At 73.6% G+C, this 18,082-nt stretch carries 16 protein-coding genes and 3 tRNA genes; 11 read left to right on the top strand and 8 right to left on the bottom strand.

Going from position 1 to position 18,082, the window contains the following annotated elements; genetic code table 11:
* Positions 1 to 238: 238 nt before the first annotated feature.
* Positions 239 to 1,204: an AraC-like ligand-binding domain-containing protein gene (locus tag QP090_RS37230; RefSeq protein ID WP_285944494.1), complete on the top strand. Its 966-nt coding sequence runs from the start codon at positions 239 to 241 to the stop codon at positions 1,202 to 1,204.
* Here QP090_RS37230 and QP090_RS37225 read toward each other — a convergent pair.
* The 5 genes from QP090_RS37225 to QP090_RS37205 all read right to left on the bottom strand — a co-directional run bounded on the left by QP090_RS37225 (position 1,191) and on the right by QP090_RS37205 (position 6,864).
* Positions 1,191 to 2,786, bottom strand: coding sequence for a Na+/H+ antiporter (locus QP090_RS37225; RefSeq protein ID WP_285944493.1), 1,596 nt, complete (start codon positions 2,784 to 2,786; stop codon positions 1,191 to 1,193). The genes QP090_RS37230 and QP090_RS37225 overlap by 14 nt on opposite strands.
* A gap of 142 nt (positions 2,787 to 2,928) precedes the next feature.
* Entirely contained in the window at positions 2,929 to 3,816 is an 888-nt protein-coding gene (locus QP090_RS37220; protein WP_285944491.1) for a LysR family transcriptional regulator, read from the bottom strand.
* Positions 3,817 to 3,989: 173 nt separating this feature from the next.
* Positions 3,990 to 5,534: an MFS transporter gene (locus QP090_RS37215; protein ID WP_285944490.1), complete on the bottom strand. Its 1,545-nt coding sequence runs from the start codon at positions 5,532 to 5,534 to the stop codon at positions 3,990 to 3,992.
* The gene (locus QP090_RS37210; RefSeq protein WP_285944487.1) at positions 5,534 to 5,797 is read right to left on the bottom strand and encodes a ubiquitin carboxyl-terminal hydrolase 14; all 264 of its coding nucleotides are present in this window, start codon (positions 5,795 to 5,797) and stop codon (positions 5,534 to 5,536) included. Before QP090_RS37210 ends, QP090_RS37215 begins: the two co-directional genes overlap by 1 nt.
* Positions 5,798 to 5,829: 32 nt before the next feature.
* Entirely contained in the window at positions 5,830 to 6,864 is a 1,035-nt protein-coding gene (locus tag QP090_RS37205; protein WP_285944546.1) for a GDP-mannose 4,6-dehydratase, read from the bottom strand.
* Between the two features lie 226 nt (positions 6,865 to 7,090).
* Here QP090_RS37205 and folP point away from each other — a divergent pair, with 226 nt between their 5' ends.
* Positions 7,091 to 7,981, top strand: coding sequence for a dihydropteroate synthase (gene folP, locus QP090_RS37200; protein ID WP_432763120.1), 891 nt, complete (start codon positions 7,091 to 7,093; stop codon positions 7,979 to 7,981).
* 70 nt (positions 7,982 to 8,051) lie between these two features.
* Here the strand turns inward: folP and QP090_RS37195 are convergent, their stop codons facing one another.
* Together QP090_RS37195 and QP090_RS37190 are read right to left on the bottom strand one after the other, a co-directional pair.
* The gene (locus QP090_RS37195; protein WP_285944485.1) at positions 8,052 to 8,612 is read right to left on the bottom strand and encodes a CGNR zinc finger domain-containing protein; all 561 of its coding nucleotides are present in this window, start codon (positions 8,610 to 8,612) and stop codon (positions 8,052 to 8,054) included.
* Positions 8,613 to 8,759: 147 nt separating this feature from the next.
* The gene (locus tag QP090_RS37190; RefSeq protein ID WP_285944484.1) at positions 8,760 to 9,332 is read right to left on the bottom strand and encodes a hypothetical protein; all 573 of its coding nucleotides are present in this window, start codon (positions 9,330 to 9,332) and stop codon (positions 8,760 to 8,762) included.
* A 217-nt stretch (positions 9,333 to 9,549) separates the two neighbouring features.
* Between QP090_RS37190 and QP090_RS37185 the strand changes: the two genes are divergently transcribed.
* From QP090_RS37185 to QP090_RS37170, 4 genes are all read left to right on the top strand, one after another.
* Positions 9,550 to 10,065 (top strand): PaaI family thioesterase, encoded by a 516-nt coding sequence (locus QP090_RS37185; protein WP_285944481.1) that lies wholly within the window; start codon positions 9,550 to 9,552, stop codon positions 10,063 to 10,065.
* 75 nt (positions 10,066 to 10,140) lie between these two features.
* Positions 10,141 to 10,212 (top strand) — tRNA-Trp (locus QP090_RS37180).
* Positions 10,213 to 10,226: 14 nt separating this feature from the next.
* Positions 10,227 to 10,297: transfer RNA gene (locus QP090_RS37175), tRNA-Ala, on the top strand.
* Between the two features lie 97 nt (positions 10,298 to 10,394).
* A tRNA-Ser gene (locus tag QP090_RS37170) sits at positions 10,395 to 10,479 on the top strand.
* Between the two features lie 103 nt (positions 10,480 to 10,582).
* Here QP090_RS37170 and QP090_RS37165 read toward each other — a convergent pair.
* Entirely contained in the window at positions 10,583 to 11,950 is a 1,368-nt protein-coding gene (locus QP090_RS37165; protein ID WP_285944480.1) for a pyridoxal phosphate-dependent aminotransferase, read from the bottom strand.
* A gap of 143 nt (positions 11,951 to 12,093) precedes the next feature.
* Here QP090_RS37165 and QP090_RS37160 point away from each other — a divergent pair, with 143 nt between their 5' ends.
* The 5 genes from QP090_RS37160 (at position 12,094) to QP090_RS37140 (ending at position 18,073) form a co-directional block, all read left to right on the top strand.
* Positions 12,094 to 13,020: a LysR family transcriptional regulator gene (locus QP090_RS37160; protein ID WP_285944478.1), complete on the top strand. Its 927-nt coding sequence runs from the start codon at positions 12,094 to 12,096 to the stop codon at positions 13,018 to 13,020.
* A gap of 192 nt (positions 13,021 to 13,212) precedes the next feature.
* Positions 13,213 to 13,908: a VC0807 family protein gene (locus QP090_RS37155; protein ID WP_285944476.1), complete on the top strand. Its 696-nt coding sequence runs from the start codon at positions 13,213 to 13,215 to the stop codon at positions 13,906 to 13,908.
* Between the two features lie 153 nt (positions 13,909 to 14,061).
* A complete protein-coding gene (locus tag QP090_RS37150) occupies positions 14,062 to 15,234 on the top strand; it encodes a L,D-transpeptidase (protein WP_285944475.1) in 1,173 nt (390 codons plus the stop codon).
* Between the two features lie 204 nt (positions 15,235 to 15,438).
* Positions 15,439 to 16,620: a L,D-transpeptidase gene (locus QP090_RS37145; RefSeq protein WP_285944473.1), complete on the top strand. Its 1,182-nt coding sequence runs from the start codon at positions 15,439 to 15,441 to the stop codon at positions 16,618 to 16,620.
* 73 nt (positions 16,621 to 16,693) lie between these two features.
* Entirely contained in the window at positions 16,694 to 18,073 is a 1,380-nt protein-coding gene (locus tag QP090_RS37140; protein WP_285944471.1) for a glycosyltransferase family 4 protein, read from the top strand.
* Positions 18,074 to 18,082 lie beyond the last annotated feature (9 nt).

The following is an 18,082-nucleotide window of genomic DNA, read 5'->3' as shown; positions in this document are numbered from 1 at the left end:
CGGCGTCCGAGACGATAGGGCGGCGGCCGGGGACGCACTTGCACGGACGCGCACGGATCTTGCCGTGGCGCGCAGCGAGGCCCGATGACCTCGGGTCCCGATCCGCTCACGATCTGCGGGAACCGCCGAACGGCGGCCGGAGACCGCATTACGCTGCCGCCGTGGGCGCCGCGCTCCGGCGGGGGCGGCGCCAGACCGTCAACGCCGGTCCGGGCGGGCCGGAGGGAGGGTGCCCCCGGTGTCCGGACCGACCTATGCCGTCGAGGCGTCCTCGACCGACGACGTGCCGGCGCGCGACCGCGCCGAGTTCTGGAGCGAGCAGACCGCGTCCTACCAGTCGCGGATGACCTGCGAGTATCCGCGTGCCGGCGACTTCAGCGGCGGGTCGGTCCGGCAGCGCAGCCGGAACCACCAGCTCGTCCGGTTCTGGTCGGGGCCCGTCGGCTACCGGCGGACCGCGCGGCAGATCGGCCGCGACGCCGACGGCGACTACCGGCTGCTGCTCCCGCTCGCCGGCGGACTGGCCGTCCGGCAGGGCGACCGGGAGGCGCGGCTCGCGCCGGGCTCTGGGGCGCTGGTCCCGTTCGGCGAGCCGTTCGAGGCGGTGCAGGCGCCCGGCACGCAGGCGTTCATCATGACGATCCCCGCCCGCGAGGTGGACGGCCCGCTGAACCGGGCGGCGCCGCTGCCCGCCGGGCTCGACTTCACCACCGGCCTCGGCCGGGTGGCCGGCGCGATGCTGACCGGCCTGCACGAGGAGCGCGCGGCGCTCACCGGCACCGGGTTCGACGCGGTGTGCGACCGCCTGGTCGAGCTACTGTGCATGCTCGCGGCGGGCGACGACCGCCCGTCCGCGCCGGGCCGGCTCGCCGAGGTCGAGGCGCTGGTCCGCCGGCAGATCCGCCGCCGCGCCGCCGACCCGGGGCTGAACGGCGCCGCGGTCGCGCGCGAGCTCGGCTGGTCGCTGCGCCAGGTCCAGCTCGCCCTCCAGCAGGCCGGGACCACCCCGCGCGACCTGATCCGGGACGAGCGGCTGAAGCTGGTGCACGACCGGCTCGGCAGCCCCCGGCACCGGCACCTGACCATCTCGGAGCTGGCGGCGGCGTCGGGCTTCTCGTCCGCGAGCGCGCTCAGCACCGCGTTCCGGCGGCGGTACGGCGTCAGCCCGCGCGACCTGCGGCCCGAGGCGGTCAGTCGCGGCTGAGGGCCGCCTCCTCCAGGTCGAGCTCGTGCAGGACCCGGTCGAGCACCTCGTCGTCGATGCGGCGCTCGTCGCGCATCCGCACGAACACCCGCCGCTCGGCGGCCAGCATCTCGCGGCGCAGCCGGCGGTAGGTGGCCGACGGGACCTCCTCGCCCTCGGGGCCGGTGCCGCCGCCGAGCCGCTCCCAGGCGCGGAGCTGCCGGTGCTCGGCGAGGCCCCGCAGCCGCTGCACCACGTCCTCGTCGAGGGTCTCGGCCGCGCTGACCTCCTCCAGCCGGTCCAGCGCGGCCTGGGCGGCGGCGTGCTGCGCACCCGCCTCCGCGACGGTGTCGGTGTACCGCTCGCGGGCGCTGCCGATCCCGAGCGCGCGGATCAGCGGCGGGAAGGTCAGCCCCTGCACCAGCAGCGTGCCGAGGACGGTGGTGAAGGTGAGGAAGAGGATCAGGTCCCGGCCCGGGAACGGATGCCCGTCGTCGGTGCCGAAGGGGATCGCGAACGCGGCGGCCAGCGACACCACCCCGCGCATCCCCGCCCACGAGAGGACCACGTTGCCGCGCCAGCCGATCCGGGCGTCGGGCCGCCGCCGCGCCGACAGCCACAGCGGGACGTACCAGGCGGGGAACACCCAGGCGAACCGGGCCAGCACCGTCGCGCCGAGGACGGCCAGCGCCCACCCGGCGAGCTCGGCCCGGCCGTGCCCGGACAGGCCGTCGATCACCGGCGGCAGTTGGAGGCCGATCAGCAGGAACACCACCGACTCCAGCAGGAACACCATGATCTTCCAGAAGGACTGGCCGATCAGCCGGGTCACCGCCGTCGTCTCGGTGGACCGGTGCCCGAGGTACAGGCCGCTGACCACCACCGCGATCACGCCGGAGGCGTGCACCGCCTCGGCGATCAGGTACGCGGCGAACGGCGCCGCCACCGCGACCCCGTTCTCCACCAGCGGGTCCTTCAGCCGGGTCCGCAGCCAGTGCAGCGGCGGCCCGAGCAGCAGCCCGACCGCCGCGCCCGCGACCGCCGCGAACAGGAACCGCCCGACGCCGCCGGTGAAGCTGAAGCCCGCGCCGACCGCCGCGGCCACCCCGACCCGGAAGATCGTCAGCGCGGTCGCGTCATTGAACAGGCTCTCGCCGAGCAGGATCGTCACCAGCCGCCGCGGCAGCCCGAGCCGCTGCGCCACGCTCACCGCGGCGACCGCGTCCGGCGGCGCCACGATCGCGCCCAGCACGAACGCCGCCGGGAGCGGGAGGCCCGGCACCAGCAGGTAGGCGGTGCACCCGACCGCGAAGGTGGTGAACAGCACCAGCCCGACCGACAGCAGCGCGATCGGCCGCACGTTCTCGCGCAGGTTGTAGTAGGAGCTCTGCCACGCCGCTGAGAACAGCAGCGGCGGCAGGAACACGTAGAGGACGAACTCGGGGTCGAGCCTGAACTCGGGCACCCCGGGCAGGAACGCGACCAGCAGTCCCGCGATCACCAGCACCAGTGGCGCCGACAGCCCGGCCCGCCGTGCCGCCGCGGCCACCACCAGGGCGCTGACCGGCACGGCCAGCAGCCACAGCGCATGCGTCGTCTCCACGGGCCGATCATGACATGGGGCGGCTCCCCGCGCGGCACCGCGGGCCCGCTGCCGCCGGGCCCGCCGGTGGCCGGGCGTGCAGGTGGCCGGGCGTGCAGGTGGCCGGGCGTGCAGGCGGCCGGGCGTGCCGGGGGAGCGGACGTCAGTGGTGGTCGCGGCCCCGGGCGTCCCGGGTGGTCTCCTTGGCGAAGGACAGGAAGTCGCGCGCCACCGGCGAGAGCGGCCGGTGCGCGTGCACGAGCCCGATCGTCCGGGTGATCGGCGGCATGAACGACCGGACCGTGACGCCCTCGGTGTCGTCCAGCCGGTTGCGGTACCAGAGCAGCGAGCCCATCCCGGCGCGCACCCAGCCGATCCAGGATCCGCGCTCGTCGGACTCCATCGCCGCCACCGGGGTCGCGCCGAGCCGCCTCAGCAGGTGGTCGATCTCGGCGCGGCCGGTGCCGCCCCGGGCGGGCAGCACCAGCCGCATGCCGTTCAGCGCGGCGGGCGGAACCGGGTCGCGCAGCCTCAGGCCCGGCGGCGAGACCAGCACGACCTCCCGCTGCTCGAACGGGTGCGCGGACAGGTCGCCGGGCACCGGCAGATCCGTCAGCGCCAGGTCGGCGCGGCCGGTGCGGAGCGCCCCGGCGACCTCCTCGCGGCTCTCCCGGCGGATCACCCGCACCCGCACGGCGGGCTGGTCGCGGGCGAACCTCGGGATCAGCCGCCCGGTCAGCTCGGGTTCCAGGGACGGGGTGGCCGCGACGCGCAGCTCGGCGCCGCGCCCGCCGGCGCGGGCCACCGCCAGGCTCTCGATCGCCTCGACGGCGTCCAGCGCGACCCGGGCCTCGCGGACCACCCGCTCGCCGACGGGGGTCAGCACCACTCCGCGGCCGGACCGGGCGAACAGCTCCACCCCGAGCTCCCGCTCGAGCTCCCGGACGGCCCGCGACAGCGCGGGCTGGGCGACGTAGAGCGCCTGGGCCGCCGACGTCATCGTTCCGTGGTCGGCGGTGGCCACGACGTACCGCAGCTGCCGCAGATTCATGCCCTTGACCGTATGACAACGAACCGATCCGGTCCTGGACATAGCCGGAATCGGACCTGAGGTTTGCCAGCCGATGGTGACGGCCCGCCGGCGGCACGCCCGCCGCCCGGACGCGCGGCGGTGCCCCGGAGCGGCGCCTGGCCGGCGCGGTTCCGGAGTGACAGGGCCGCCGGTCAGGAGGCCGGACGGGGGTGCGCGGCCTCCGGATCGGGTTGCAGGGGAGGGGCGCCCAGCGCGCAGTGTCTCTTGGTGTCGGGCTCGTGCTGGTGGTCGGGCGCGGACCTGAGCGCGTCGTTCCGCACCGTGAGGAAGCTCAGCACGGATCCGGCGGCCAGGAACCCCCCGCACGTCATCATCGCCAGCCGGAACCCGTGGGAGAACTTGGCCGGGTCGTTGAAGGCGTCGCCGGTCAGCCCGGTCAGCGGCGGGATCGCGGCCACCGCGAGCAGGCCCGCCGCCCGCGCCACCGCGTTGTTGACGCCGCTCGCGACGCCCGCGTGCCGGACGTCGGCGGTGGCCAGCACGGTCGCGGTCAGCGGCGCCACCACGGCCGCCAGGCCGAGCCCGAACACCACGACGGCGGGCAGCACGTTCCACACGTACGACGAGCCCGGGCCGGTCTGCCCGACCAGCACCATCCCGGTCGCCGCGACCAGCAGGCCCACGGTCATCGGCAGCCGCGGCCCGATCTTCTGGGCGAGCGCGCCGGCCCGCGCCGACAGCATCAGCATCAGCACCGTGACCGGCAGCAGCGCGGTGCCCGCGGCGATCGGCGAGAACCCCGACACCACCTGGAGGTCCAGCACGAACAGGAAGAACAGCACGCCCATCCCGCCGTACATGACGAACGTGATGACGTTGACGGCGGAGAACTGCCGGGACGCGAACACGTCCAGCGGCAGCATCGGCTGGGGCACCTCGCGGGCGGAGCGCCTGCCCCACAGGCGCCGACGCCGCCCGCGGGCCCGCTCGACGGCGACGAACGCCACCGCCGCGACCAGCCCCACCGCCGCCGCCGTGCCGACCACCCGGGGGGAGACCGCGCCCCCGGGCGCCTCGGTGAGCGCGTAGGTCGTCCCGGCCAGGGCCAGCGCGGCCAGCACCGCGCCCGTCACGTCGAAGCGCCCCCGCGCCCGCGGATCGACGCTCTCGGGGACGTGCCGCACCGTCACCAGCACCACCACCACCGCGAGCGGCACGTTGAGCAGGAACACCCAGCGCCAGCCCGCCGCCTCGACCAGCCAGCCGCCGGCGAACGGGCCGATCGCGCCGGCCACCCCGCCGAACCCCGACCAGGCGCCGACCGCCCGCGGCCGGTCGTCGGCGGCGAACGACGCCTGGATGATCGCCAGTGAGCCCGGGGTGAGCAGCGCCCCGCCCATACCCTGGAGCGCCCGCGCCGCCACCAGCATCGGGACGTCCTGGGCCGCGCCGCACAGCACCGAGGCCGCCGCGAACCACACCACGCCGATCAGGAAGACCCGGCGCCGCCCGAACCGGTCGCCGAGCGAGCCGCCGAGCAGGATGAACCCGGCCAGCGTCAGCGTGTAGGCGTTCACCGTCCACTGGAGCCCGGCCATGTCGGCGTGCAGGTCGCGGGCCAGCCGGGGCAGCGCGACGTTGACCACCGTCGAGTCGAGCAGCGCCACGCTCGACCCGAGCACGGTGGCCAGCAGGATCCACCGGCCGGCGCCCGTCCCGAGGCGGACCTCGGGCATCAGACGATCAGATCATCGGCGAAGCACCAGCGCCAGTCCTCACCCGGCTCGAACGACCGGACGACCGGATGCCCCTCGCCCCGGTAGTGCGCGGTCGCGTGCCGCATCGGCGAGGAGTCGCAGCAGCCCACGTGCCCGCAGCTCAGGCACAGCCGCAGGTGCACCCAGCGGGTGCCCTCAGCGAGGCACTCCTGGCATCCCTGCGGGGTCCGCGGTGCGGGATCCTCGTCCGGCAGCAGCCGCACATGTTCACACGTTGCCATAAGGGCATCGTCGCACGGCGCCGCCGGACGGCTCACCAGTGGTCCGGGCTGATCGGCTCGTCCTCGGGCCGGGACGACCCCGACAGCAGCCGCAGGTCCGACTCGACCATCATCGTCACCAGCTCGGCGAAGGCGACCCGGGGCTCCCAGCCGAGCTGCTCGCGGGCCTTCTTCGGGTCGGCGCACAGCAGGTCGACCTCGGCGGGCCGGGTGTACTTGGCGTCCAGTACCACGTGCTCCCGCCAGTCGAGGCCCACGCTGGAGAAGGCGAACTCCACCAGATCGCGCACCGACTGCGTCTGGCCCGTTCCGATGACGAAGTCCTCGGGTGTCTCCTGCGCGAGCATCAGCCGCATCGCGCGGGCGTAGTCGCCGGCGAAGCCCCAGTCGCGGCGGGCCTCCAGGTTGCCCAGGCGCAGCTCGGAGGCCAGGCCCAGCTTGATGCGGGCCGCCCCGAGCGAGACCTTGCGAGTGACGAACTCCGCGCCGCGGCGCGGCGATTCGTGGTTGAACAGGATCCCGCTGACCGCGTACATCCCGTACGACTCGCGGTAGTTCTGGGTGATGTAGTGCCCGTAGCTCTTGGCCACGCCGTACGGGCTGCGCGGGTGGAAGGGCGTCCTCTCGTTCTGCGGAGTCTCGCGGACCAGGCCGAACATCTCCGAGGACGACGCCTGGTAGAAGCGGATCTGCGCGCGCGCGGGAGTGCGCGAGGAGCTGATCCCCGACACCACCCGGATCGCCTCGAGCGTCCGCAGCACGCCCATCCCGGTGACCTCGGCGGTCAGCTCCGCCTGCTGCCACGACATCGGGACGTAGGAGATCGCACCCAGGTTGTAGACCTCGTCGGGCTGGACCCGCTCCACCGCCGAGATCAGGCTGCCCTGGTCGAGCAGGTCGCCGGTGGTGATCTGGACGTCGCCGATGTGCTTGCGGAGCCGTGACACGTGCGGGTTCGCCTGACCGCGCACCAGGCCCCAGACCTCATACCCACGCTCCAGCAGATGCTCGGCGAGGTACGAGCCGTCCTGCCCGGTGATGCCGGTGATGAGTGCTCGCCTGGACAGCGGATCCTCCATGGCTGGTTGGGTCGGGCGACGGGGCCCACCACGGGTTGCGCCCGCAATGAGTGTGGAGGACGAGATTAGCGATCCCCCGCGAATGCCGACACGGGAGGGCGCCGTTTGCACCGAATTCGTTTCTAGTATCCGGGATCTTCTGGTCCGGCGCCACGGCGGGCGTGGCGCGCGGCGGTCCCGATGTGCGACGGTGTGGTCATCATGAGGTGCCCGAATGCCGCGTCCTGACTCCGGCCCGCCCGCCGGAACCCCCGCCGCCGTGCCCGCCGCGACGGCCGGGCTGCCGCCGCTGCGGCTGAACGGCCGCGCGCTCGGCCGGTTCGCGATCATGGGGGTGGTGAACCGCACCCCCGACTCCTTCTTCGACCGGGGCGCCACCTTCGGGTTCCGCGCGGCCCTGGACGCCGTCGCCCGCGCCGTCGACCAGGGCGCCGACATCGTCGACATCGGCGGGGTGAAGGCCGGCCCCGGCGACGAGGTGGACGTGGCCGAGGAGCTGCGCCGGGTGGTGGACGTGGTCGCCGCCGTCCGGGACCGGCATCCGGACGTGGTGATCAGCGTCGACACCTGGCGGGCGGAGGTCGGCGAGGCGGTGGCCGCCGCGGGCGCCGACCTGCTCAACGACACCTGGGGCGGCCCCGACCCCCGGCTGGCCGAGGTGGCCGCCGCCCACGGCATCGGGCTGGTCTGCGCGCACGCGGGCGGCCTGGAGCCCCGGACCCGGCCGCACCGGACCGGCTACGCCGACGTGGTCGCCGACGTGGCCCGGCACGTCACCGCCGAGGCGCGGCGCGCGGCGGACCTCGGCGTCCGGCGGGACGCGATCCTCATCGACCCCGCGCACGACTTCGGCAAGAACACCCGGCACTCCCTGGAGATCACCCGCCGGCTCGGCGAGCTCACCGCCACCGGCTGGCCGGTGCTGGTCGCGGTGTCCAACAAGGACTTCATCGGCGAGACCCTCGGCCGCCCCGTCGACCAGCGCGGCGTCGGCACGATGGCGGTGCTGGGCGTCTCGGCGAGGCTCGGCGCCCGCGTCTTCCGCGTCCACGACGTGGCCGGCGCCCGCCGCGCCCTCGACGCCGTCGCGGCCCTCGGTCCCTGACCCGCCCGGACCGGGCCCGCCGGGTCCGGTCCGGCCCGCACCGGGCGCGTGGTCCGGCACGCGCGGACGGTCAGGGGGCGGTGGCCTCGCGGCGGCGGGCCCGGTAGGCCGCCACGTGCATGCGGTTGCCGCAGGTGCGGCTGTCGCAGTAGCGGCGGCACCGGTTGCGGGACAGGTCGACCAGCACCCGCGCGCAGTCCGGCGCCTCGCAGGTGCGCAGCCGCTCGAGCTCGCCCGCCGCCACCACGTACGCCAGCGCCATCCCGCAGTCGGCCGCCAGGTGCTCGCCCATCGGCGCGCCCGGGGCGAAGAAGTGCACGTGCCAGCTGTAGTCGTCGTGGTCGGTCAGGTGCGGGGTGGTGCGCACCTCGCCGATGACCTCGTTGACGAGCCGGACCGCGGTCGGCACGTCCGGCGCCTCGAACACGGCCTGGAACCGGGCGCGCAGGTCGAGCACCCGGGCCAGGTCGCGCTCCGACAGCGTCCGGATGCCGCTGAACCGATTGCGCTCGACGAACTCGCGCAGGTCCGTCGGCCCGCCGAGCCGCTCGGCGCCGGACGTCGCGGGGGCGGTGTTGATCAGATCGACGACGATGGCGAGCGCGTGCTCGGTGTCATGGGTGAAGATCACGATGACTCCAGTCTCGGGGGACCGGGAGGCGGCCGGGCGCCCGACGCCGCCGGGACCGGCCCGCGGCCCGCTCTCACCCTATGACGCCCGCCCCGGTCGGCGCGGCGGCCCCGAACGGGCCCGCACCACCCCGGGGCGGGGCGGCCGTCAGTGCGCGTAGTAGGGGTCGGCGACCACGGGGTAGAACGCGTCGACGTGCTGGATCCGCATCGTGACCGTCTGGCCGTCGAGGGTGTAGTCGGCCTTCACCGGCCGGAACATCGAGTCGGACGCCCACGGGTTGTAGAGGCGCCCGACCGTCGCGCCGTACCGCAGGTGCACGACGTCGTAGCCGCCGGAGGGCATCGACTCCAGCGCCAGGCCGTCGGCGAGCGAGATCGGGAAGCGGAACTCCGTCGGGGCGTCCGCCCCGTGGATCACCGTGAGCAGCCGGACCCCGCCGGCCGTCGTCTGCGCCACGATGTCGGTGTCGACGTCGACCCCTCCATAGACGCGCAGGCTCGGGCGGAGCACCTGCCCGACGGTGTCGGCCGCCGCGGTGTCGATCCCGATGTGGATGCGCTGGCCGTCCTTGGTCGGCACCCACACCCCGTCGCGGGCGCGCTGTCCCCAGCCGACGTCGGGGTTCTCCTGCTCCTGGGGCTCGTTCTTGCCCCGGGCGACCAGAATTCGTGAGGCGGCGCTTATCGCCGCGGCAGCCCCGTCCTGTGCATGCCTCATGGCGGGCCCCCTCGCCTTCTTCCATCACAAACGTGACATCACACTGTTTCGGGTTTACCACGGGGGAGCAAGGTGGGACGGCGCGTCGCCGGCCGATGGTCGCTATGTAACGTTTGCCCCGTGCGACGTTGGACCTTACACCACGCTTATCCGTTGCGGCCCGGCGCGTAACTAGGATGTAGGCGGCAGTACCGGCCGCAGAGGAGTGATCAGGGGCATGGCAGCGCAGCACCCGTCCGGCACGATCCGCATCGCCGAACTGCCCCCGGACGAGCAGGCCGCCGTGCGCGCCACGCTGCGCCACGCCACGCCGCTGCACGACCTGCTCGGCCTGGAGGTCGTCGAGATCGGCGACCGGCACGCGGTGCTGTCGATGCCGGTCCGCGAGCAGGCGTTCAACAGCACCGGCAACCTGCACGGCGGCGCCATCGCGACGCTGATCGACGTCGCGGCCGGCAGCGCCGCCGCCCGCGGCGGCGGCTTCGAGCCCGGCCGCCAGAGCCTGGTCACCGCCGACCTGCATGTGCGCTACCTGGGCCGTCCGCACGGCGAAGAGGTGTTCGCGCGCGCGGAGGTGCTCAAGGCGGGCCGCCAGCTCGTCATCGTCGACTGCCGGGTGACCGACGCCGAGGACCGCATCATCGCCGCCGCCGACTTCTCCATGATGCTCGTCCCACTCCGCCGCCCGCTCCGCCCGGTCGCCACCGCCAAGGACACCGACCCCGACCTGTAGCCGTCCGGAAAACGCGTTGCGGCAGATCATCGGGGCGCGCATCCTGAAGTACGTCGGCGTGAGCCGGCAGCGCGAAGGGGTGAGCCACCGGTTGGGCGGCTGGTCTCCAAATCCAGCGGAAAGTGGGTTCGACTCCCACCGCCCCTGCGCAGTGCTCATCCGGGCTTGTGGTGTAACGGGAACACGGCTGCCTTGCACGCAGCCGATCAGGGTTCGATCCCCTGCGAGTCCACGCGGTGACAGGTGCGGCATGAGGTCCGGCGGCGATTCTCCGGGCCCCCGTTCCGCAGAATCGGATCGGGTTTCCAGACCCGGTTTCGCCGCGCCCGGGAGGGCTGGCCGAACGGCAAGGCAGCAGTTTCGAAAACTGACGTCGAGGTGAAACTCGAAGGGGTTCGACTCCCTTGCCCTCCGCGACGCGAGGCCGGCCTCCGCGCGCCGAAGGGAATTCCCGGGAATCCCGATCGGTGCGCGGGGGTCCCCGCGGTCACGGCGGCCGGCGCGGCCGGTTCCGGTCTCAGCCCGCGGCGGCCGAGGCGAGCCCCGCCCGCGCGGCACCGGCCGCGGGCGCGCCGTCCGTCCCGGCGAGGTCGGTGAGGACCTCGGTGAGGCGGTCCAGGGAACCGGCGATCCAGGGCAGCGCCGCCGGGTCCGGGGCGGCCAGGGCCGCGAGCCGCTGCTCGTCGTTCTCCCCGTACAGCAGGCTCGGCGCCACCCGCATCCGCAGCGCCTCGGCGGGCTCACCGAACGAGCTGCCGGGCAGGATGCCCACGCCGTACCGCTCCAGCAGCAGCTCGGTCAGCCCGGCGGCGGTGCCCACCCCGTGGACCTCGCGCAGCCTCTCGCGGAGCGGCCCGAGGTCGGGGTAGACGTAGAAGGCCGCCTGCGGGCGCGGCACGTTCGCCCCGGCCGCGGCGAACCGGTCGGCCACCGCGTTGGCCACCGCGGCGTGCAGTCGGCTGCTGCGGTCGACGTGCTCGACCAGCTCGGGCGGCTCGGCGAAGGCATAGGCGGCGGCGTGCTGCATCGGCGCCGGCGGGCTCGACCACAGCTCGCTCGCGATGCCGAGCAGGCTGGCGCGCAGCGCGGTGCCGAACGGGCTGTCGGGCAGCCGCGCCACGCCGAGCCGCCAGCCGCCGGCGGCCAGATGCTTGCTCAGCGCGGTCGTCACCACGGTCCGCTCCGGCGCGAACCGGGCGGGGCTGGTCACCTGGCGGGTCCGGTCGTGCACCAGGTCGCGGTAGATCTCATCGGAGATGATCACCAGATCGTGCTCGCGGGCCACCTGGCAGAGCCGGCGGACGGTGTCCTCGGACGCGAGCGTCCCGGTGGGGTTGTCGGGCAGCGTCACGATGACGGCGCGGATCGGCCGTCCGGCCGCGCGGGCGCGCACCGCGGCGTCGGCGAGGAGCGCCGGGCTGGGCACGCCGCCCTCGCCGGGGGGCGTCGAGATGCGCACCGGCTCGGTGCCGACCAGCGCGGCCTGCGCCGCGTAGGTGACCCAGCTCGGCGCCGGGACGGCGATGTCGCCGCCGAGCGCCATGAGCAGGCCGAAGAGCAGCGACTTGCTGCCCGGCCCGGCGACGACGAAGGCCGGGTCGGTGGGCAGGCCCCGGCGGCTCCAGTAGCCCGCCGCCGACGCCCGCAGGGCGGCGGACCCGGCGACCGGGCCGTACGCGCCCTGGCCGGCGGCGGCGGCGAGCTCTCTGGTCAGCGCCGGATGTATGGGGATCCCGGCCTCTCCGAAACCGAGGGGGAGGACGCGCATCCCCGCACGGCGCTTGCGGGCGATGGCCTCGTTGATGGCCAGCGTCGGAGAGAGGGCGACCGGGCGGAGGCGGGTCAGCGGCGACCGGGCGGCGGCGGACTGGGTCTGGGCAGGCATCGATGCTCCAGGGCATGACGAGATGGCGGAAGGTGGAACGGAATTTCCCCGTGTTGCGCCCCGGCCGGGTACCCATCCATGCTCGCCTCCCTCCCAGCATCAGCACAAGCGAGTCTCATCGATGCTGACCGTAAGATGAAGTGATGCTAGAAGTTCGCAGACTGCGCTTGCTCGCCGAATTCGCCCGCCGCGGCAGCATCGCGGCGACCGCCGCGTCGCTCGGGTACACGCCCTCGGCGGTGTCCCAGCAACTGGCCGCGCTGGAACGCGAGACGAAGGCCGCGCTCCTGGACCGCACCGCCCGCAGCGCCGAGCTCACCGACGCCGGACGGCGCCTCGCCGGGCGCGCGGAGGAGATCCTCACCCTGGTCGAGGCGGCCGAGGCGGAGCTGTCGGCGCAGGCCGACACCCCGATGGGCCGGGTGGTGGTCACCGCCTTCCCCACGGTGGCGGTGGCCTTCGCCCCGGCGCTGGCGCACAGCCTGGGGGATCATCCGGGCCTGACCTTCGTCCTGCGGCAGACCCGGCACGGCGGCGGCATCCGGCAGGTGCAGAGCGGCGAGGTGGACATCGCGCTGATCGACGACTGGACGGGCAAGGCCCCCGAGCAGGCGCCCGCCGCGCTGGAGTTCTTCCACCTGCGCCGCGACCCCCTGGTGCTGGTGGTGCCCACCTCGCACCCGATGTCGGACCCCGAGCGCCCGGTCGACCTCCAGGAACTGCGCGAGGAGCCGTGGATGGCGGCGCCGCCCGGCGAGCCCTCCCGGCAGGCGGTCGAACGGCTCCTGGACGGCGTCGGGGGCGCGCGCCCGGTCCCGTGGGAGTTCGAGGGCCTGCACACGATCCTGAGCCTGGTGGCCCGGGGCATCGGCATCACCGCCGTCCCGGAGCTGACCCTGGCCGCGGGTGACCAGGGCGTCGCGGTCCGGCGGCTCCCCGACCGCGCCCTGTCCCGCGACGTGTACGCGGTCATCCGGACCGCGAGCGTGCGCCGGCCCTCGGTGGCGGTCACCCTCCGCGCGATCTACGCCGCCGCCCACGAGACCCGCCCCGCGTCCCCGGAGACCTGACCCGCCCGGCGTGTCCTGGGGCGTCGTGGACCGTTGTGGACCGTTGTGGGCTGTCTAGGGCAGGGTGGGGGTTTTGGGGGAAATGCGAAACTGTGCGGCGGGGGCCCGATCCTCACGTACCGTGGAGCGGGTCGTGAGCACGTCCGAGCCGGGCACGTCCCACCCGAGCCCGCCGAAACGGAGGCGCAGCGCTTGATCGACCGACCGGCAGACCCTCCCGCCGCGGAGGCGCGGCCCGCCCCGGCGCACGGGGGCGGGCATCACGGGTTCGAGCTGCCCCGGCTCACCGCGATGCTCCGGCACGCGCTGCCCCGGTTCGTGGAGGGCGTGATCGCCCCGGTCGCCGTCTTCTACGCCGCGTTCGCCCTGCTCGGCCTGAACGGCGGGCTGGTCGCCGCCGTGGCCTGGGTGTACGGGGGCATCGCCTGGCGGCTCCTGCGCGGAAACAAGGTCACCGGGTTGCTGGTGCTGGCCGCCGTCGGCGTCACCGTCCGCGCCGGGCTGGCCGCTTTCACCCACAGTGCGGTCGTCTACTTCCTCCAGCCGACGCTCGGCACGCTGCTGGTCAGCATGGCGTTCCTGGCCTCGGTCCCGCTCCGCCGCCCGCTGGCGCAGAAGATGGCGACCGACATGGTGCCGATGCCCGAGGCGTTCCTCGCGCACACCAGGGTCCGGCGGTTCTTCCTGCGCATCTCGCTGCTGTGGTCGCTGGTCCTGCTGGTCAACGTCGCGGTCAGCCTCTGGATGCTGTTCAACGAGTCGATCGGCACGTACCTGTGGTTGCGCACCGGCCTGGTCGCCGCGCTCGGCGCCGCGGCGATCACGGTGTCGGTCTGGAGCTTCACCCGCTGCCTGCGGCGCGTCAACGGCGAGCCCGCCGCGGCCTGACCCGTCCCAGCCCGCCCCGGCCGGCCACCATCGGCCCGCGGCGAGACCCCAGTCTCATTCCTGGCGAGTCCGAACTTTTTCGGAGTTCGGGGCGTCTCTCCAAGTCGGATAGATTCATGCCACACGGGTGAATCAGGAAGCTTGGGGGAGTTTGTGGTTGCTCAGGGGCGGCTCGGCCTGGCGGTGGCGGGCGGAACCGGCGCGGTGCTGGTACTGGCGACGGGATGCAGCGGGGGCGGTGACGGCAAGGGCGAGCTGGCCTCCGACCAGACGGCCACGGTGACGATCACGCCCGGGAACGGCGCGAAGGCGGTCAAGCCCGACGGGCCGATCGAGGTCAAGGCGTCCGACGGCACCCTGAAGAACGTCACGGTCCAGGGCAAGGGCGCCACCGTCACCGGACGGCTCTCCGCCGACCGCAAGGTGTGGCGGTCGGACCGCACGCTCACCCCCGGCACGTCCTACACCGTGACGGCGCAGGCCGAGAGCGGCGGCAAGCCGGCGACGACGACCGCCACGTTCACCACGCTCAAGCCCGCCAAGACGCTCTCGGTCACCGACATCACCCCGGGGTTCAAGGGGGAGAAGGTCGGCGTCGGCATGCCGATCATGCTGCGCTTCAACCGCCCGGTGACCGACAAGGCCGCCGTCGAGCGGGCGCTGCGGGTCACGCCGGAGAAGCCGGTCGAGGGCGCGTGGCGCTGGATCGGTTCCGACCAGGTCATCTACCGGACCAAGACGTACTGGCAGCCGCACCAGCAGGTGCGCTTCAAGGCCGACCTCGCGGGCGTGAACGCGGGCGGCGGGGTGTACGGGGCCAAGGACCGCGAGGCGACCATCAGCATCGGCGCCTCGCAGATCACCACGGGCGACATCGGCAAGCACCACATGACCGTCCGCCGGGACGGCGAGAAGCTGCGCAAGGTCCCGTTCAGCGCGGGCAACGGGCAGACCCGGGAGTTCACCACCACCAGCGGCGTGCACCTGCTGATGGGCAAGGAGAACCCGGTCACGATGGTCTCTCCCGGCCGCAAGCCGGGCGACCCCGGCTACTACAAGACCGTGGTGAACTACGGGGTGCGCTTCTCCGCCTCCGGCGAGTACACCCACGCGATGGCCTCGACGGTCGGCGTGCAGGGCAGCGCGAACGTCAGCCACGGCTGCCTCAACCTCAGCCCGGCCAACGCCAAGTGGTACTACGACATCGCGCAGCGCGGTGACGTGATCAAGCTCACCGGCAGCGACCGCCAGGTCGAGCACGACAACGGCTGGGGCTTCTGGCAGCTGTCGTTCGACAAGTGGAAGAAGGGCAGCGCCCTCAGCTGACCGCCTCGCTGTGAATCCGCCCGATGTGCGGAGCGGTGTCCGCTTGCAACGCTTTGATCTCGGAGAGCTGTAGATCCCGCTGCTCGTGACATCATCGTCGATTTTTGTCGCTAATGTCTCCCTGATAAACGCGGGGTATGGAGGTTGACGGTGCAGCGGAGGGTTACCGCAGGTGTGCGGGCGGGCGCAGGAGTGGCGGGGGCCGTGCTGCTCCTCACGACGGCCTGCTCCGGCGGGGAGAAGGGCGACGGCGCCACCGTCGCCGGCAAGGGTGACGCCAACGCCCCCCAGGTGACGATCAGCCCGGGGGACGGGGACGGCAAGGCCAAACCGGAGGCGGGCGTGGTGGTCACCGCCGCCGGCGGCACCCTGGAGCAGGTCACCGTCACCCGCAAGGGCAAGCCGGTGGACGGGGCGCTCTCGGCCGACAAGACGAACTGGAAGTCGCGGACACTGCGCCCCAACTCCCAGTACGAGGTCTCCGCGATCGCACGCAGCCCCAAGGGCAAGACGACCACGGTCGGCAGCAAGTTCACCACGCTCAAGGCCGGCAGCGAACTGAAGATCACCGACGTCACCCCGGCCCAGGGCGAGAAGGTCGGCGTGGGCATGCCGATCCAGGTCACCTTCAACCGCACGGTCGGCGACCGCAAGGCGGTCGAGCAGGCCCTGGAGGTCAAGTCCACCAAGCCCGCCACCGGCGCCTGGTACTGGGTGAGCGGCACCCAGGTGATCTTCCGGACGAAGAACAAGGAGTACTGGCAGGCCAACCAGCAGGTCACCTTCAAGGCCAGGCTGTCAGGGGTCAAGTCCGGGAAGAAGACCTACGGGATCTCCGACACGACCCGCAAGTTCACCATCGGCGACTCGCACATCATCACGGCCAGCACCAAGACGCACCGGCTGGTGGTGCGCAAGAACGGGAAGAAGGTCAAGAGCTGGGGCATCAGCGCCGGCAAGGGCGGCCGGGTCGTCAACGGCGTGGACACCTTCCTCACCACCAGTGGCGTCCACCTGACCATGGGCAAGGAGAATCCGGCGGTCATGACGTCGGAGTGGATGGGCGTCAAGCCGGACGACAAGGCCAACGGCGGCTACAAGGAGGTCATCCCGTTCGCGGTGCGGATCTCCATGTCCGGCGAGTACATCCATGCGATGGCCGGCACCACCTGGGCGCAGGGCCGCCAGAACGTCAGCCACGGCTGCCTGAACTCGCCGCCGGCGTCCGCCCAGTGGTTCTACGGCTGGTCCTACCGCGGCGACGTCGTCGACATCACCGGCAGCAAGCGCAAGCTCCAGTGGGACAACGGCTGGAGCTTCTACCAGATGCCGTGGAGCAAGTGGGTCAAGGGCAGCGCCCTCGACCGCACGGTGACGACCGGCTGAGCGTTTCGTTCATATCGCCCGATCTCAGGGAACAAGCCATTCACGGCGCGGTTTTCTGGGATCGGGGGATCCAATGTCGGACGTCTCGGTGGCGGCACGTGCCCGCCGTGGACTGCGGCGCGGGCGCAGGCCCGTGCACCGCGTGCTGCGGCGGGGCGCGCTGTGCGCGGCGCGCCCCGTGGTCCGATGGCGCCGGACGCCGCCCCCGGGTGAACGGCTCCGCGTCCGCGTCCTGCTCCAGCACGCCCACGGCACCGGCGGGACGATCCGCACGGTGCTCAACCTGTGCGGCTACCTGGCCGATCACCACGACATCGAGATCGTCAGCGTGCTCCGGAGCCGCGCCGAGCCGTTCTACCCCGTGCCCGCCCGGGTCCGCGTCCGGTTCGCCGACGACCGGCTGGCGCCCCCGCCCGGACGCGCGGCGCGGCTGCTGTCCCGGCTGCCGAGCCTGCTGACCCCCGTCGAGGAGAACTCGTTCCGGGGCATGAACCTCTGGACCGACCTGCAACTGCTGCGCGCCCTGCGCGCCGCCCCGGCCGACGTGCTCATCGGCACCCGGCCCTCGCTCACCCTCCTCGCCGCCGAACTCGCCCCCCGCGGCACCGCCACGATCGGGCAGGACCACATGAACCTGCGGTCCTACCGGAGCGGGCTCCGCGAGGAGATCGTCCGGCGGTACCGGAGGCTCACCGTCCTCGCCACCTTGACCGAGTCCGCGCGGGTGGCCTATCAGGACGCGCTGGCCGGGGCCGGCGTCCGGATCGTCCGGATCCCGAACGCGCTGCCCGCGCTGCCCGGCGGCCCGTCGCCCCGCGACCGCAAGGTCGTCCTCGCCGCGGGCCGGCTCGTCCGGCAGAAGGGCTTCGAGATGCTGATCCGGGCGTACGAGCCGGTCGCCGCCGAGTACCCCGACTGGACCCTGCGGATCTTCGGGTCGGGTCCCCGGCACGCCCGCCTCGCCGCCATGCTCGCCGAGCGGCCCGGTCTCGAGGGCCGGGTCGAGCTTCGGCCGCGCACCGCCGACCTCGCGGGCGAGATGGAGCGCTCGTCGGTGTACGCGCTGTCCTCCCGCTACGAGGGCATGCCGATGGTCGTCATCGAGGCGATGAGCAAGGGACTCGCGGTCGTGGCGTTCGACTGCCCCACCGGCCCCGCCGAGCTGATCACCCCCGGCCGCGACGGACTCCTCGTGCCGCCCCGCGACGTCGGGGCCCTGACCGCGGCGCTGCGCGAGGTCATCGAGGACGCCGCCCTGCGCGACCGCCTGGGCGACCAGGCCCGCGTCTCCGCCCGCGCCTACCGCCTCGACCGCGTCGGCGGAACCTGGAACCGCCTCCTCGCCGGTCTCCATCCGGGCCGGCGCGCTTCCGTCCGCACGCCCGTGCCCCACCTTGAGGAACGACCGGCGGAGGGCGCGGACGTCGGCATCGCCGGAGAGAACATCGGGTGACGCGGGCGG

It is taken from the genome of Actinomadura xylanilytica, assembly GCF_030283145.1.
GTDB classification, from domain to species: Bacteria; Actinomycetota; Actinomycetes; order Streptosporangiales; family Streptosporangiaceae; genus Spirillospora; species Spirillospora xylanilytica.
The sequence above is the reverse complement of the archived record's forward strand: the minus strand, read 5'-3'. Positions and strand labels throughout refer to the sequence as shown.